This is a genomic window from Celeribacter marinus (assembly GCF_965656515.1).
Classification (GTDB): Bacteria; Pseudomonadota; Alphaproteobacteria; order Rhodobacterales; family Rhodobacteraceae; genus Celeribacter; species Celeribacter marinus_D.
In genome coordinates this window covers 1-14,237 of the sequence record NZ_CBFHKW010000065.1, presented here as the reverse complement: position 1 = coordinate 14,237, position 14,237 = coordinate 1, and the positions used below count along the sequence as shown (strand labels likewise).

The window sequence follows — 14,237 nt, the reverse complement described above, 5'->3', positions numbered from 1 at the left end:
GTGATCTCGATCGGGTTCTACGGCATGTCGACCTTTGAAGGTCCGATGATGTCGATCCGCGCCGTGAACTCCTTGTCACACTACACCGACTGGACCATTGGTCACGTGCACTCTGGTGCGCTTGGTTGGAATGGTATGATCACCTTTGGGGCTCTGTACTTCCTCGTTCCAAAACTTTGGAACCGTGAACGCCTATATTCGTTGGGTCTCGTGTCTTGGCACTTCTGGCTCGCCACCATCGGCATCGTTCTCTATGCGGCGTCCATGTGGGTAACGGGTATTATGGAAGGCCTGATGTGGCGCGAAGTCGACAGCCAAGGCTTCCTCGTGAACGCGTTCGCTGACACGGTTTCCGCGAAACATCCTATGTATGTGGTTCGTGCTTTGGGTGGGGTGCTCTATCTCACTGGCGCACTCATCATGTGCTACAACCTCATCATGACTGTTCGTCGTTCGCCAGCTGTGGCTGACGAGGCGGTCATGGCTCCGGCAGAATAAGGGGGCTGAAGCAAATGGCACTTCTTGATAAACACAAGATCCTCGAAACCAATGCGACCCTGTTGCTGGTCTTCTCCCTCTTGGTGGTGACCGTCGGCGGCATCGTAGAGATTGCTCCACTCTTCTACCTCGAAAACACGATCGAGGATGTCGATGGTGTGCGTCCCTATTCGCCGCTCGAATTGACGGGCCGCGAAATCTACGTCCGCGAAGGCTGCTATGTCTGTCACTCGCAGATGATCCGCCCGATGCGCGACGAAGTCGAGCGCTATGGTCACTACTCACTGGCAGCGGAAAGCAAATACGACCACCCGTTCCAGTGGGGCTCAAAGCGCACTGGGCCTGACCTTGCGCGTGTCGGTGGCCGCTACTCTGATGCATGGCACGTCGACCACTTGACCGACCCGCAATCTGTGGTTCCTGAATCGGTGATGCCAAAGTATGGCTTCCTTGCTGATAGATATATTGAGCCCGGTTATGTTCAGGACCTCTTGAAAACGCACCGTATGGTTGGTGTTCCGTACTCCGATGAGATGATCGAAGCTGCGGATGAGGACTTTCTTGCGCAGGCGGATCCCGATAGCGATTACGACGCTCTTGTGGAACGCTACCCTGGTGCAGTGGTCAGCAATTTCGATGCCAAAGACGGCATTACAGAAATGGATGCGCTGATTGCCTATATGCAGATGCTCGGTACGTTGGTCGATTTCTCGACCTTCATCCCCGATGCATCACGCTAAGGAGGTGGTGATATGAACTATCATATCTTGCGCGAGTTTGCTGACAGTTGGGTATTGTTGGGAATGTTTGTGTTCTTTTTTGGTGTGATTGTCTGGGCGATCCGCCCGGGCAGCAACAAAGAACACCGTGACGTCGCCAACTCCATCTTTCGCAATGAAGATAAACCGGCCAACTCTGAGGAGGCTCGGACATGAGTAAGCAAAAAGATAAAAACCAAGTCGAGACCACGGGGCACTCTTGGGACGGGATTGAAGAGTATAACAATCCCCTTCCACGGTGGTGGCTGTGGACGTTCTATCTGTGCATTATCTGGGCGATCGGTTACTCAATCGCTTATCCTGCATGGCCTTTGGCTAAAGAAGCCACAGCTGGCCTTTTAGGGTTCTCAACCCGTGCTCAAGTGGCTGACAAAATCGCCTCTTTCGAGGAGATGAACGCTGCCGTGGACGCAGAATTGGCAGCTGCCGATGTGACCGAAGTTGTGGTCGGATCAGATGTTCACAGCTACGGCGTAAATGCGGGCGCCGCAGTCTTTCGCGCCAATTGTTCCCAGTGCCACGGCTCTGGGGCGGCGGGCAACAAAGGCTATCCAAACCTGCTCGACAACGACTGGCTTTGGGGCGGTACGGTGGATGAAATCGCCTATACAATCCAACACGGTGTGCGCAACGAAACCGATGATGCGCGCTATTCCGAGATGCCAAAATTTGGTGCTGACGAATTGCTTGAAGATGACCAGATCTTGCAGGTCGTCGAATATGTCTTGTCGATCTCTGATCAAGAGCACGATGCAGTCCTCGCGACCGAAGGTGCTATTGTTTTTGAAGAGAACTGTGCGGCGTGTCACGCCGAAGATGGTACAGGCGACATTTACCAAGGTGCGCCGAACCTGACGGATGCGATTTGGCTCTACGGCGGTGCGCGTGAAGACGTTCACGAGTCAGTCTACAATGCCCGCTACGGTGTTATGCCGGCTTGGGGTCTGCGTTTGTCGGAAGCTGATGTTAAGGCTGCTGCTCTCTACGTTCACAACTTGGGCGGCGGCGAATAGTACAAACAGAATTCGGGCGGTAACGCCCGGGTTGAGGCACCGACCCGTGATCCTGTTCGCGCGTTTCTTTAGGGTCGGTGCCCGAACATTCAAAGCACCGCAGCTCACATGCTGCGGTGCTTTTTTATGGAGCGGTTATCGGCACGCTACGATTCGAGGCCGCGAGGATGGAGAGTGCAAAATCGGTGTCAAAGTGTTTTGAGAATGCGCAATGTCGGGACATAAAGATGTTTATTTAATGCATCTTTATGTCCCACGTGAAATTGTTGATCCACATCAAGGATACATTTCTGCGTGGCCTTCATTAAGAAGCAAATGCGAACAGTGAAAAGGCATGCTCCCATGAGCTCTAACCAAGACGCCCCGAAACTTTACGAAGCACGCGAACCCGTATTTCCGCGTCGCGTAAAGGGTCCATTCCGCTCGTTAAAGTGGATTATCATGGCTCTAACCCTGGGTGTCTATTACTTGACGCCTTGGATCCGGTTTGACCGTGGGCCAAACCTGCCTGATCAGGCGGTGTTGATTGATCTCGCAAATCGGCGCTTCTTTTTCTTCTGGATCGAAATCTGGCCACATGAATTCTATTTCATTGCTGGCTTGTTGATCATGGCGGGGCTTGGCCTTTTCTTGTTCACATCCGCAGCTGGCCGAGTGTGGTGCGGCTATGCGTGCCCGCAAACGGTTTGGACCGATTTGTTTATTCTTGTTGAGCGCTGGGTCGAGGGCGACCGAAATGCGCGCCTTCGCCTTCACCGTCAAAAGAAGATGGATCTTCGCAAAGCGCGCCTTCGTATTACGAAGTGGATTGCATGGCTCATCATAGGCGCAGCGACAGGCGGCGCTTGGGTATTCTATTTTACCGATGCTCCCACGTTGATGGTTGATCTGTTCACAGGTAACGCAAATGGTTTGGCATATGGGACTGTTGTCATCTTGACTTTGACCACGTTCTTTTTTGGCGGGTTTGCGCGCGAGCAAATTTGTATTTACGCCTGTCCATGGCCGCGTATCCAAGCTGCGATGATGGACGAAGACACAATTGTCGTCGGGTATCGCCATTGGCGCGGTGAGCCACGCGGCAAAGCCCGCAACAACGACAGCTCCGAACTAATGGGCGATTGCATCGATTGTATGGCTTGCGTGAACGTATGCCCTGTCGGGATCGACATTCGAGATGGGCAGCAGCTTGAGTGTATCACCTGTGCGCTATGTATCGACGCCTGCGACGAGATTATGGACAAAATCGGCAAACCGCGCGGTTTGATCGACTATATGGCGCTGACCGACGAAGCGAACGAAATTGCAGGCAAAAAGGTCAAGTCGATCTGGAAGCACATCTTCCGCCCGCGCACTATTCTTTACACGGTCCTTTGGGCCGCAGTCGGCATCGGCCTTGTCGTGGCATTGTTCATTCGCCCCAGCATCGACATGACTGTGGCGCCAGAGCGCAACCCCACATTTGTAGTTCAATCTGACGGGTCAATCCGCAACATCTACAATGTGCGTTTGCGCAACAAACACGGAGATGACCGTCCGTTCCGCATCTCTGTGACGGGTGATCCGGCACTCTCCGTTCAAGTTGAGGGGACGCCTTATGAGGTGGTCACCGTGCCTGCGGATCAGATGAAAATTCAACGGGTCTACATTACGGCGGCGGCAAAATCCGGCCCCGCGACGAACGACCGAAGTGACATCACAATCTGGGTAACGGATATCTCCAACAACGACCGCGCACATACCGCAACAGTGTTTAACGGACGAGGAAACTAAAATGACCGAGGTCAAAAAAGAGTTCGAGATTACAGGCAAGCATGTGTTGTTTGGAATGATCGGCGCGTTTTCGGTGATCATTGGTGTTAACGTCTTTATGGCGTTCAGCGCCGTGCGGACATTTCCCGGGCTAGAGGTGAAAAACTCCTATGTCGCTTCGCAAAACTTTAATGCGGACAAAGCCGCGCAAGTTGCCTTGGGGTGGAGCATTGAGACCGATACACATGAGGAGCTTTTTCGCGTCAGCATCCGTGACGAAAACGGTGATCCCGTCGAGGTGAAGATGATCAGCGGCACGATTGGCCGCGCCACATCGGTCGTCGAAGATCAGACCCCCGAGTTTGTATTTGACGGCCAAGTTTATGAGGCTCACACGGGAAAGCTCGGTGAGGGGAATTGGAACTTTCGCATGATTGCCACTGCACTTGATGGCACAGAATTCAAACAGCGGATCGTTCTAAACGTTAAACATTAACCTCACGTGATCGGAAACGCGCGATGTCCGAAGTTCAAATTTCAGCTTGTCCAGCATGTCTCGCCGCCCCTGCCGCTCAAAGCGCTGCAGGGGCGCATGATATCAAAGAGGCCCGCATTGTTTTGTCCTTGCCAACCGCACATTGCGCCGCGTGCATTTCCGCGGTCGAGCGGGCGCTCAACAAACTTGACAGGGTGCATGATGCGCGCGTGAACCTCACGCTAAAGCGCGCGTTGATCAATGCCGATGACACCGTGACGCCTGAGGACATGATCAAGGTTCTTGAGGGGATCGGTTACGAGGCATATGAACTGGATGCCGGCGCGATTTCGGCGACCCAGAGCGATAAACATGGGCGCGCAATCCTGACCCGTATCGCGGTGTCGGGCTTTGCCATGATGAATGTTATGCTCTTATCGGTTGCGGTGTGGTCTGGGGCGACAGATGCCACGCGTGATATGTTCCATTGGATTTCTGCGACGATTGCGTTGCCCGCTATTGCCTACGCAGCACAGCCGTTTTTTAAATCGGCATGGTCAGTGCTTCGGGTGCGCAGGCTCAACATGGACGTCCCTATTTCGTTGGCGATTGTTTTGGCCGTAGGTATGTCAATTTACGAGACGGCCCAATCAGGGCGGCACGCCTATTTTGATGCCGCATTGTCGCTCACCTTTTTCCTACTTGCGGGTCGCTACCTTGATTACCGAACGCGCTCTGTGGCGCGCTCTGCCGCCGAAGAGCTTGCCGCCCTTGAAGTGCCACGCGCCACCTTGGTCGATGGCAGCGTGAGGCCGATTTGCGACATTGAAAAAGGTGATTTGGTGCGCGTTGTGCCTGGCGCGCGCGTCCCCGTGGACGGGATTGTGACTGATGGGGCATCGGAATTGGATCGTTCGCTTTTGACAGGCGAAAGTTTGCCCGTTGCCGTTGGCCCCCAAACCGTTGTGAGCGCTGGCGAAGTGAACCTGACGGGCGTGCTCACCTTGCGCGTCACGGCCGCCGGAGAAGATAGCTCGCTGCACCGAATGGCTGATCTGGTTGCGATGGCTGAAACCTCGCGGAACCGGTACACATCGTTGGCGGATCGTGCGGCTCAGGTATATGCGCCCGCCGTTCACATTCTGGCGTTTGTCGCATTCGCTGGATGGACGTGGGCGACCGGTGATGTGCGTTTGGCGCTCAATATTGCTGTCGCGGTTTTAATTATCACGTGTCCATGCGCGCTAGGCTTGGCGGTTCCTGCAGTGACAACCGCCGCCTCTGGTCGGCTGTTTCGCGCGGGAATGCTGATCAAATCCGCAACCGCGCTTGAACGTCTCGCAGAGGTCGACACGGTGGTTTTTGATAAAACCGGCACCCTGACTGAGGGACGCCCCGAGTTGTCAAACCTAAGAGAAATTGAACCGCGCGTGCGCGGAATTGCAATGGCACTGGCGTCTGGCTCTGCACATCCATTGTCGTCCGCCATTTTCGAGGCTTGCCGGACGGCAGATGTGATCCCAGCCAAGCTGACCGCGATTATTGAACGACCGGGTCATGGCGTTGAGGCCCTATTGGATGGAACACCTGTGCGCCTTGGTCGCGCAGGATGGGTTGGGGCCATGCCGTTGGCTCAAACGGCCACTTATTTGCAGGTGGGCGATGCGCCAGCGGTTGCATTTGCGTTCATTGATCACCTGCGTGATGGCGCAGCACAAGCCGTTGAAGAGCTCAAAGCACAAGGCAAAGAGGTTATTTTGTTGTCGGGTGATGCATCTGCAGCTGTGGCCGAGATCGCTGAGCGCATTGGCATCGACGCTTGGGAGGCGGATTGCCTCCCTGAAGGCAAAGCACAGCGTGTCGGGGAATTGACCCGTATGGGGCGCAAGGTTTTGATGGTGGGCGACGGTTTAAATGATACGGCGGCCCTCGCAGGGGCGCATGTGTCAATCTCTCCCGCATCGGCACTTGAGGCGACTCGTGTCGTGTCCGACATTGTTTTGCTTGGTACATCTTTGGCCCCGCTCGGCGAGGCCGCACAGGTTGCCAAATCCGCGACACGCCGCATCAAAGAGAATTTTGCGATCGCCGCGGGATATAACATGATTGCCGTACCCCTTGCGCTTGCGGGGTTCGCAACGCCGCTTGCGGCCGCGTTGGCTATGTCGTTCTCATCTATTACGGTATCGCTCAATGCACTGCGCCTGCGGGCGCGTAAAAAGGCCTCTTGATATGAATGTTCTCGTATACCTCATTCCCGTATCCATTTTTCTTGGCGGGGTTGGGCTTGTGGCTTTTTTCTGGTCGATCCGCTCCCACCAATTTGACGACCCGCAAGGGGACGCAAGTCGCATCCTGACGACAGATTACGACGATCATCCGCGCGAAGATTAAGACCGCAAAAACTAGGGTGTCGCGCGTGCCGCCAAATCAGCTACAATGGGTCCAATTGCGTCAACAATAACCGACACGCCTCGCGCGTTTGGGTGCACGCCATCGGGTTGAACATGGGTTTTAATTGTTTCACTCATCTCGCCCAAATCTGTGAGCGGACCCAGAAAGTTCTCGACATAGAGCGCGTCATATTTCTGAGCCAAATCGGGATAGATTGCCGAAAATTGCGTTTGATAGTCTTGGCCGTAGTTACTTGGAACTGCGATGCCGATGATCATCATCGGGATGCCCTTTGCCGCCCCTGCCGCCAATATGGCATCAAGGTTTGAACGCGCTAATTCGGGAGGACTACCGCGCAAGACGTCATTGCCACCAAGGGCGACAATCATAGCGTCGATATCGTCCGTTAGTGTCCAGTCAACGCGCGACAAGCCGCCAGATGTCGTATCACCAGAGACGCCCGCGTTGACAATTGTGGCTGCCAACGCACGCGCATCTAGCCAATCTTGGAGTTGTGCGGTGAACCCCTCATGGACCAACAGGCCGTACCCCTGGGTAAGGCTATCGCCTAATGCTGCGATACGCACGGTTTGGTCTTGGGCACTCAGAGGGGCTGCGGCGATTAGGGCTATCGAAAGGAAAACACGCGATGATCGCTTGCCGATGCCTTGCAAGCCCCCATATCCACAGTGAAAGATCAAAAGGATTCTGTTTATGAGCGATGTCATTATTTCCCTTTCAGGTGCGAACTTGACCCTAGACGGCAATGCGGGTCGTGTGGAGATATTGCACGACATCTCACTCGACGTGGCGCAAGGGGAAACCGTTGGGTTGGTTGGTCCGTCTGGGTCGGGCAAATCATCGCTCCTTATGTTGCTCGGCGGCTTGGAACAGGCCACCGGCGGCACCGTATCCGCGCTGGGACACGATCTCACGTCGATGGACGAGGATCAATTGGCTCGGTTCCGTAGAGATCATATGGGGGTTGTGTTCCAATCCTTCCACCTCATTCCTACAATGACCGCACTTGAAAACGTTGCAACGCCGCTCGAACTTGCCGGTGCTGCAGATGCGTTTGACCGCGCGCGGGAGGAATTAGAGGCGGTTGGTCTAGGGGCGCGGATGGATCACTATCCATCGCAAATGTCAGGGGGGGAGCAACAACGTGTTGCCTTAGCCCGAGCTGCCGCCCCGCGTCCCGCGATCCTATTGGCGGATGAACCTACGGGAAATTTAGACGGCACGACAGGCGAGGCAATCATCAATCTTTTGTTTGGATTGCGCGACCGTCACGGATCGACGCTTGTTATGGTGACACACGCACCCGATTTGGCGGCACGGTGTGACCGCGTTATTCACTTAAGAGACGGGCGTTTGGACGCTGCGGAGGCCACCTCGTGAACGTCAAACTGGCTTGGAAAATTGCGCGGCGCGAATTGCGCGCGGGGATTAGGGGCTTTTGGGTTTTGATTGCCTGCCTCGCTCTTGGCGTTGCCGCGATTGCGGGCGTTACTTCCGTGCGCGAAAGTATTGCGCAGGGCTTGGACCGCGAAGGTGCTGCCTTACTTGGCGGTCAGGGCGAGATGGAATTCACCTATCGTTTTGCCACGGATGATGAACGTGCATGGATGGATGAGAACGCTTTGGCGGTCTCTGAAATCGCGGATTTCCGGTCCATGATTACGATCGGCGAAGAGCGTGCGCTCACACAGGTGAAAGCCGTAGACGGCGCCTATCCGTTGATTGGTGCGGTGACTCTCTCGCCCCAGATGACAATCGAGGCAGCCCTTGCGGGGCAGGGTGGTCTGTCTGGGGCGATCCTAGATCCAATGCTGTTTGAGCGCTTGGGCCTGTCTGTCGGCGACGAGATTGCAATCGGAGGCGAACGCTTTGTGGCGATGGCGCAATTGACGCGTGAGCCTGACAATGCATCGGCGGGTTTTTCGCTTGGTCCACGCTCTATTGTAGCGCTTGAGGCGTTGCGTGACACGTCATTGCTATCAGCGGGGACGCTATTTGAAACGGCGTATCGACTGACCTTGCCAATTGAGACTGACCTAGATGCGTTTGAAGCACGCGCCAAACGGGAGGTCGCCGATGGCGGGTTCCGGTGGCGCGATGCCCGTAATGGCGCGCCGGGTGTGGCGCGTTTTGTGGAGCGGCTATCCTCGTTCCTAGTTCTTGTCGGCCTTGCGGGGTTGGCCGTTGGTGGTGTTGGCGTATCGGCGGCGGTGCGTGCCTATCTGGATCGCAAAACGTCTGTGATTGCGACACTCAAAACATTGGGCGCAGAACGTTCGACGATCTTGATGGTCTATGCATTTCAGGTGGGTGTGCTAACGCTCATCTCTGTTTCGATTGGATTGGTACTGGGAGCGCTTGCGCCCCTTCTGGCCGCGCCGATCATTGAGGCGCAACTCCCCGTGCCTGTTGTCGTGGGTGTGCATGTCGGGTCACTGATTGAGGCAAGTGTATACGGAATTTTGTCCGCTGCCATTTTTGTGTTGTGGCCGTTGTCGCGGGTCGAACAAATACGCCCCGCCGCTCTATACCGCGATGCACAGTTCGGACTGCGCGGGCTGCCACGCGTACGCTACCTCATCGCGATGTGCATTATGATCGCCGCACTGCTTGGCTCTGCGATCTTGTTTACGGATAGCGCGCGGTTGGTCATCTGGTCGTTTGTCGGCGTGGTCGGATCGTTCGTGTTGTTGGCGCTTTCGGCGCGCGGTGTTGCGTGGATGGCGCGACGAGCGGCCAAGGCGCGCTTTTCCAAAGGGCGCACGGGATTTCGACTTGCGCTCTCTTCGGTCGGTGGGCCGGGTGGGGAAACAACGTCTGTTGTGCTCTCGCTTGGACTTGGCCTTACCGTTTTGTCTGCTGTTGGTCAGATCGACACCAACCTGCGCAATGCTATTGCGCAAGATCTGCCTGAGGTCGCACCATCATATTTCGTGGTCGATATCCAACCTGACCAAATCGCGGGCGTGCTCGCCCGTCTGTCTCAAGATGCAGGTGTGACGAATTATGAAAGCGCACCGATGTTGCGTGGGATCATTACCCAGATCAATGGTGTGGACGCGGAAACCTACGCGGGCCCGCATTGGGTCATTCGCGGCGATCGCGGGATTACGTATTCGGCGGCAAAACCCGAGAATGCCGAAATTACCGAAGGCGCCTGGTGGCCCGAGGACTATACCGGGCCGCCACAGATCAGTTTTGCCGCTGAAGAAGCCGAAGAGATGGGTCTCAAACTCGGCGATACAATGACTGTCAACGTTTTGGGGCGCGACATTACGGGCGAGATTACATCGTTTCGTCAGGTGGATTTTTCGGGCGCAGGCATGGGATTTGTGCTCTCAATGAACGATACTGCACTGCGCGGCGCACCTCATAGCCACATCGCGACGATATATGCGGCGCCAGAGGCCGAGGCCCCCCTTATTCGTGATCTTGCAAAGGCGTATCCAAATATAACAACGATCCGCGTTCGAGATGCGATCGGGCGTGTTGTCTCGGTGCTCGAAGGCATTGCCGCGGCCACCACGCTCGGCGCGTTGGCGACACTTATAACGGGTGCAGTTGTCCTCGTTGGTGCTGCCGCTGCCGGGGAAAGCAAGCGACGCTATGAGGCGGCGATTTTGAAAACGCTTGGTGCGTCTCGATTAACGATTTTGTTGAGTTTCGCGCTTCGCTCCGCACTTATGGGGTTTGCGGCTGCTATTGTTGCTCTTGCTGCTGGTGGATTGGCAGCGTGGGCGGTTATCCGGTTTGTGATGAGCGCGGAGTTTCATTTTGCGTGGGGATCTGCGGTGCTGATTGTTATCGGCGGTATTGCCCTAACTTTGGTCACATCGCTTTGGTTCTCGTGGCGGGCCATGCGCGTGCGTCCGGCGCGTGTTTTGCGGGCGCAGGACTAATTTAATTAAGTCTTAAAATGGATTCGTATCCAGCCCAACTGCACAATCTCTAAGCGGTCGCGTGGTCGGTGGTTTTCGATCGCGCCCTGATTTCGCACAGTTGCGCGTCTTTCGCATGTTTTTTGTGCAGGGCGGGCAGTTTGTTATAGCGCAGCCATACCTTTGGCGCGCCATAATATTCCTTTCGCAGCGTCAAGCGGCACAGTGGCTACACGGCTTTCATCACGGATACACAGAGTTGTTCCTGAGGCCGTAAGAAAAAAGCGGCGGCGGTCAGACTTGCCGGTCACCACCACCGCTTAATGCAACTGCTCAGCGCTGCAAGGAGACTGTAGGCGATAATATTCCAAATTCAAATGATTGAATGGACGCCCGTATGCGGGTGGCGCCTCCAACTTGTCGCGTTCCAATAAGGGAACCTAGACGTGAACACCAAACTCAAATCAACTCTGGCCTCTGCTCTTTTCGCCAGCACTGCACTGGCTTCCGCTGCAGTCGCCCAAGATTGTCCGATCAAGGTCGGTGTACTGCACTCCTTGTCTGGTACGATGGCCATTTCCGAGACAACTCTCAAAGATACGATGGAAATGCTGATTGAACAGCAAAATGAAAAGGGCGGTGTTCTTGGCTGTGACTTGGAAGCGGTTGTTGTTGATCCCGCATCCGACTGGCCGCTGTTTGCCGAAAAAGCCCGTGAGCTTTTGACCGTCCACGATGTTGACGTCATGTTTGGTAACTGGACATCTGTGTCGCGCAAGTCCGTGCTGCCTGTGATCGAAGAACTCAACGGCCTGTTGTTCTACCCCGTTCAATACGAGGGCGAAGAGAGCTCCAAAAACGTATTTTACACAGGTGCCGCCCCCAACCAACAAGCGATCCCTGCCACGGACTACTTTCTTGACGAGCTTGGTGTCGAGAAATTCGCATTGCTGGGCACCGACTATGTGTACCCGCGGACAACAAACAATATCCTCGAAAGCTACCTCAAATCCAAAGGTATTGCCCAAGAAGATATTTTTGTGAACTACACCCCGTTTGGCCATTCTGATTGGTCGAAAATTGTGGCTGACGTGGTGGCCCTTGGCGCAGACGGTAAGAAGGTTGGTGTGATCTCCACAATTAATGGCGATGCAAACATCGGCTTTTACAAAGAACTCGCGGCTGCGGGCGTGTCTGCTGATGACATCCCTGTTGTCGCATTCTCCGTGGGCGAAGAGGAATTGTCGGGCCTTGATACATCGAACCTCGTCGGTCACCTCGCTGCATGGAACTATTTCCAATCCGCCGAATCCGATCTCAACACCGAATGGGTTGCGTCATGGAAAGAGCGGATGGGCGCAGAGCGTGTGACCAACGATCCAATGGAGGCGCATTACATCGGCTTTAACATGTGGGTCAACGCCGCGACAGCTGCGGGCTCAACCGATGTTGATGCTGTTCGCACCGCGATGTACGGTCAGGAATTCCCGAACCTCACGGGTGGTACGGCTGTGATGGGCGTCAACCATCACCTCTCAAAGCCGGTTTTGATCGGTGAAATCCTAGAGGATGGTCAGTTCGATATCATCTCGGCCACTGATCCGGTTCCAGGTGATGCATGGACCGACTTCTTGCCTGAAAGTGCTGTTTTGATCTCCGATTGGAAAGATCTCGGGTGCGGTATGTACAACAAAGAAACTGAATCCTGCGTTCAGCTCAAGTCGAACTACTAGTCCGATTTAAGATGAAATTGAGGGGCGGCGCGTGTGTCGCCCCTTTTGCATCCTAACAAGAAGATCCCGCCAATGATCCGCATTTTGACTGCCTTATGTGTGTGCATGATGACGTTTGTCTGCACCGCTTCCGCCCAAGACCGAACCATCCAAAACGTATTACAAGAACACGCAGACGCGATTGTAGCATCTTCGCGCAAATCCATTGGCCCGGCTATTGATGCGGTGTCATCATCGGGACTGCCAGCTGCGCAAACGGTGTTGCAACAGTGGCAAGAAAAGAACCTTTGGTTTGTCGAGGACGAGGGCGCATTTTATTATGCGCAGCCCCTAGATGCAGAAACGTATACGCTCTTTGCGTTTGAGGACGGCGCACCCGTTGGTGATTACGACAAAGCCGCGATAGAGCAGATTAAGCCCAATTCAGGCATTCGGGCCATGATTGGCGCCGCACTTGTTCAGTTTCAACTCAATGATCCGGATCCCGAGCGTCGACGTGAGGCGCTCTTGGCCATTCAGCGCGATGGCGAGGCGGCGCACCTTGTGCCCTTGCGTGCGTCTATCGCGGGCGAAACGAATGCGCAGATCAAAGCGCTCAAACAAACGACAGAGCGCCTTTTGGCGATCTCGTTCGATCCCGATGACAGTGCACGCATTGCCGCTATTGAGGAATTTAACGGGTCGCTGTCTCTCGACGCACGTGCGGCGCTTAACCCCGTCATATCGACGAAGATCGCACTCTCTGACACGTTGCCCGAGGGCGCAAACGTCAAAGGTCAGATTAAGGCGGGGAGCGCGGTTTTAACCATTGCCGATGCGTTCGCCATGCTGGTCGATGCTGGCCTTGTGACCGCGCAACCGACACTGGATGAACGTAAATCTGCGCTTGAGGCCAATATTGTCGACGGCAAAGTTGGTGGCTACGCTGTGGCCGATTTGAATACCCAATCTGCGCGCGATGCCGCATATAGCGCACTCGCAGCAAGTGGCACTGTACCTGCGTATGATCCAAGCTTTACAATGGAACGTGCGGCGACAGCGGCCCGATTTGTCGAGGTCTACGACGAGCCCTCAAAGGCCGTGACAGATGCCGCAGAGGCCACGTTAAAATCCATCAGCCGAGCGGTTGGCATCAACCAAACCGCGGATCTTTTGTTGGATGGCCTATCGTTGGCGTCGATCTATTTTCTGGCAGCGATTGGTCTGGCGATCACCTTCGGGGTGATGGGCGTGATCAACATGGCGCATGGTGAATTTATCATGATGGGGGCGTACACGGGCTATGTCGTCCAACAGATCATTCCCAACTACACCGCGTCGATCATCGTGGCGATCCCGCTGGCCTTTGCCGTTACATTCGCGGCGGGTGTCGCGATGGAGCGCTTGATTATCCGTTGGTTGTATTCGCGCCCGCTTGAGACGTTGCTCGCCACATTCGGGGTGTCCATCGCGCTACAACAAATCGCAAAGAACATCTTTGGCACGCAAGCGCGTCCGCTCACATCGCCCGCATGGCTGGACGGTGCGTTGGTGTTCAATGACGTACTTGCTATTTCTTATATCCGCATTGCAATCTTTGTTCTCGCGCTGATCTTTCTGGGTGTATTCCTCTTTATCATGAAGAAAACCCGCCTCGGGTTGGAGACGCGCGCCGTAACGCAAAACCCCTCTATGGCGGCCTCTATGGGGATCAA

Annotated in this window: 13 protein-coding genes; 12 read left to right on the top strand and 1 reads right to left on the bottom strand. The window is 55.0% G+C overall.

Annotation, left to right across the window (positions count from 1 at the left end):
• From ACTG34_RS12045 to ccoS, 8 genes are all read left to right on the top strand, one after another.
• Positions 1–498: cbb3-type cytochrome c oxidase subunit I (locus tag ACTG34_RS12045; protein WP_439105138.1), on the top strand; the 498-nt coding region annotated here is incomplete at its 5' end.
• Between the two features lie 14 nt (positions 499–512).
• The gene (ccoO, locus tag ACTG34_RS12040) at positions 513–1,238 is read left to right on the top strand and encodes a cytochrome-c oxidase, cbb3-type subunit II (RefSeq protein WP_439105137.1); all 726 of its coding nucleotides are present in this window, start codon (positions 513–515) and stop codon (positions 1,236–1,238) included.
• A gap of 12 nt (positions 1,239–1,250) precedes the next feature.
• Positions 1,251–1,433 carry a cbb3-type cytochrome oxidase subunit 3 gene (locus tag ACTG34_RS12035; RefSeq protein WP_062216706.1) on the top strand — a complete coding sequence of 61 codons (183 nt, stop codon included), beginning with the start codon at positions 1,251–1,253 and terminating at the stop codon, positions 1,431–1,433.
• Positions 1,430–2,290, top strand: a complete 861-nt coding sequence (ccoP, locus tag ACTG34_RS12030) for a cytochrome-c oxidase, cbb3-type subunit III (RefSeq protein ID WP_439105136.1) — start codon at positions 1,430–1,432, stop codon at positions 2,288–2,290. The genes ACTG34_RS12035 and ccoP overlap by 4 nt, the downstream gene beginning before the upstream one ends.
• Positions 2,291–2,632: 342 nt before the next feature.
• Complete coding sequence (ccoG, locus tag ACTG34_RS12025; RefSeq protein WP_439105135.1) at positions 2,633–4,063, top strand: cytochrome c oxidase accessory protein CcoG; 1,431 nt, start codon at positions 2,633–2,635, stop codon at positions 4,061–4,063.
• Between the two features lies 1 nt (position 4,064).
• Positions 4,065–4,538, top strand: coding sequence for a FixH family protein (locus tag ACTG34_RS12020; RefSeq protein WP_439105134.1), 474 nt, complete (start codon positions 4,065–4,067; stop codon positions 4,536–4,538).
• A 23-nt stretch (positions 4,539–4,561) separates the two neighbouring features.
• Entirely contained in the window at positions 4,562–6,748 is a 2,187-nt protein-coding gene (locus ACTG34_RS12015; protein ID WP_439105133.1) for a heavy metal translocating P-type ATPase, read from the top strand.
• 1 nt (position 6,749) lies between these two features.
• On the top strand, positions 6,750–6,911 hold the full coding sequence (gene ccoS / locus ACTG34_RS12010; RefSeq protein ID WP_062216695.1) for a cbb3-type cytochrome oxidase assembly protein CcoS: 162 nt from the start codon (positions 6,750–6,752) through the stop codon (positions 6,909–6,911).
• Between the two features lie 11 nt (positions 6,912–6,922).
• On the opposite strand, the gene ACTG34_RS12005 is transcribed toward ccoS, so the two are convergent.
• Positions 6,923–7,639, bottom strand: coding sequence for an arylesterase (locus ACTG34_RS12005; protein ID WP_439105132.1), 717 nt, complete (start codon positions 7,637–7,639; stop codon positions 6,923–6,925).
• Between ACTG34_RS12005 and ACTG34_RS12000 the strand changes: the two genes are divergently transcribed.
• The 4 genes from ACTG34_RS12000 to ACTG34_RS11985 all read left to right on the top strand — a co-directional run.
• Positions 7,626–8,312 (top strand): ABC transporter ATP-binding protein, encoded by a 687-nt coding sequence (locus tag ACTG34_RS12000; RefSeq protein ID WP_439105131.1) that lies wholly within the window; start codon positions 7,626–7,628, stop codon positions 8,310–8,312. The two genes, ACTG34_RS12005 and ACTG34_RS12000, sit on opposite strands and share 14 nt — an antisense overlap.
• Positions 8,309–10,831, top strand: a complete 2,523-nt coding sequence (locus ACTG34_RS11995; protein WP_439105130.1) for an ABC transporter permease — start codon at positions 8,309–8,311, stop codon at positions 10,829–10,831. The genes ACTG34_RS12000 and ACTG34_RS11995 overlap by 4 nt, the downstream gene beginning before the upstream one ends.
• A gap of 425 nt (positions 10,832–11,256) precedes the next feature.
• Positions 11,257–12,543: an urea ABC transporter substrate-binding protein gene (gene urtA / locus ACTG34_RS11990; RefSeq protein WP_439105129.1), complete on the top strand. Its 1,287-nt coding sequence runs from the start codon at positions 11,257–11,259 to the stop codon at positions 12,541–12,543.
• 72 nt (positions 12,544–12,615) lie between these two features.
• Positions 12,616–14,237 (top strand): ABC transporter permease subunit (locus ACTG34_RS11985; protein WP_439105128.1); only part of this gene is annotated, 1,622 nt, incomplete at its 3' end.

What these genes read in the sequence shown, in the direction of transcription:
- ACTG34_RS12020 (WP_439105134.1), top strand. Translation starts at nt 4,065, where the DNA reads ATGACCGAGGTCAAAAAAGAGTTCGAGATTACAGGCAAGCATGTGTTG.
- ACTG34_RS12035 (WP_062216706.1), top strand. Translation starts at nt 1,251, where the DNA reads ATGAACTATCATATCTTGCGCGAGTTTGCTGACAGTTGGGTATTGTTG.
- ccoG (WP_439105135.1), top strand. Translation starts at nt 2,633, where the DNA reads ATGAGCTCTAACCAAGACGCCCCGAAACTTTACGAAGCACGCGAACCC.
- ACTG34_RS12000 (WP_439105131.1), top strand. Translation starts at nt 7,626, where the DNA reads ATGAGCGATGTCATTATTTCCCTTTCAGGTGCGAACTTGACCCTAGAC.
- ccoP (WP_439105136.1), top strand. Translation starts at nt 1,430, where the DNA reads ATGAGTAAGCAAAAAGATAAAAACCAAGTCGAGACCACGGGGCACTCT.
- ACTG34_RS12015 (WP_439105133.1), top strand. Translation starts at nt 4,562, where the DNA reads ATGTCCGAAGTTCAAATTTCAGCTTGTCCAGCATGTCTCGCCGCCCCT.
- ACTG34_RS12005 (WP_439105132.1), bottom strand. Translation starts at nt 7,639, where the DNA reads ATGACATCGCTCATAAACAGAATCCTTTTGATCTTTCACTGTGGATAT.
- ccoS (WP_062216695.1), top strand. Translation starts at nt 6,750, where the DNA reads ATGAATGTTCTCGTATACCTCATTCCCGTATCCATTTTTCTTGGCGGG.
- ccoO (WP_439105137.1), top strand. Translation starts at nt 513, where the DNA reads ATGGCACTTCTTGATAAACACAAGATCCTCGAAACCAATGCGACCCTG.